Genomic DNA, 1886 nt, shown 5'->3' on the forward strand with positions numbered 1-1886 from the left:
GCGATGACCTGGTTGACCTCGACCCGGTCACCCTCGGCCACGATCGGCTTCTGGTTGAACGAAGTGCCCTGGTTGGAACGCTTGAACTTGGCGACCCGATAGGTGGTGCTCGTACCGTCGTCGTTGGAGACCGTGATGTAGTCGGCGGAGACCTCCTGCACCACCCCGGCCTTCTCGGCACTCACCATGTCGCCCGTGTCGGTCGCGGCCCGGTATTCCATCCCCGTACCGACCAGCGGCGCCTCACTCTTGAGCAGCGGCACCGACTGACGCATCATGTTGGAGCCCATGAGCGCGCGGTTGGCGTCGTCGTGCTCCAGGAACGGGATCATCGCGGTGGCGACCGAGACCATCTGGCGCGGCGACACGTCGATGTAGTCGACCTCGTCGGCCCGCGCCAGCTCGGTCTCGCCACCCTTGGTACGGACCAGGACCCGCGCGTCGGCGAACGTGCCGTCAGGGTTGAGGATCGTGTTGGCCTGCGCCTTGACGAAACGGTCTTCCTCATCGGCGGTCAGGTAGTCGATCTGCTCGGTCACCTTGCCGTCGACGACCTTGCGATACGGCGTCTCGACGAAACCGAAGGCGTTGATCCGGCCATAAGAGGCCAGCGAACCGATCAGGCCGATGTTCGGACCTTCCGGGGTCTCGATCGGGCACATCCGGCCGTAGTGCGACGGGTGCACGTCACGAACCTCGAAACCGGCCCGCTCACGCGACAGACCACCGGGACCCAGCGCGGACAGACGCCTCTTGTGCGTCAGCCCGTCGAGCGGGTTGGTCTGATTCATGAACTGCGACAGCTGCGAGGTGCCGAAGAACTCCTTCATGGACGCCACGACCGGGCGGATGTTGATCAGGGTCTGCGGCGTGATCGCCTCGACATCCTGGGTCGTCATCCGCTCGCGCACGACGCGCTCCATACGAGCCAGACCCAGGCGGACCTGGTTCTGGATGAGCTCACCGACACTGCGCAGACGGCGGTTACCGAAGTGGTCGATGTCGTCGACCTCGACGATGACCTCGCGGTCGCCGGTGCCCGGCATCGATTCCTCGCCCGAGTGCAACCGGACGATGTACTCGATCGCGGAGACGATGTCCTCTTCGGTCAGAGTGCCTTGAGTGATCGCGGAATCAACGCCGAGCTTCTTGTTGATTTTGTAGCGACCGACCTTGGCCAGGTCGTAGCGCTTGGGGTTGAAGTACAGGTTCTCCAACAGGGTCTGCGCCGACTCCTTGGTCGGCGGCTCACCCGGACGCAGCTTGCGGTAGATGTCCAGCAGCGCGTCGTCCTGGCCGGCCGTGTGGTCCTTCTCCAGCGTGGCGCGCATCGACTCGTACTGGCCGAACCGCTCCAGAATCGCCTCGCTGGTCCAGCCCAGCGCCTTGAGAAGCACGGTGACGGCCTGCTTGCGCTTACGGTCGATACGGACACCGACACTGTCACGCTTGTCGATCTCGAACTCCAGCCAGGCACCCCGCGACGGGATGACTCTGCAGCCGTACAAGTCCTTGTCCGAGGTCTTGTCGACATTGCGTTCGAAGTACACGCCCGGCGAACGGACGAGCTGCGAAACCACGACACGCTCGGTGCCGTTGATGATGAACGTGCCCTTCGGCGTCATGAGCGGGAAATCGCCCATGAACACCGTCTGGGACTTGATCTCACCAGTGGTGTTATTGATGAACTCCGCCGTGACGAACATCGGGGCGGAGAAGGTCATGTCCTTGTCTTTGCACTCGTCTACGGAGTACTTGGGCGGCTCGAACCGGTGATCACGGAACGACAAAGACATGGTCCCCGAGAAGTCCTCGATGGGACTGATCTCTTCGAAGATCTCTTCGAGGCCCGACTGGGTCGGGACGTCCTTGCGCCCGGCCTGACG

The 1886-nt window shown here is 63.1% G+C and carries 1 protein-coding gene; it reads right to left on the reverse strand.

Annotated features, from left to right (window positions below; all coding sequences use genetic code 11):
• Positions 1–1886 (reverse strand): DNA-directed RNA polymerase subunit beta (locus AB0L53_RS59255; protein WP_364015906.1); only part of this gene is annotated, 1886 nt, incomplete at both ends.

Origin of the sequence: Nonomuraea sp. NPDC052129, from assembly GCF_040680095.1 — a bacterium.
GTDB lineage: Bacteria > Actinomycetota > Actinomycetes > Streptosporangiales > Streptosporangiaceae > Nonomuraea.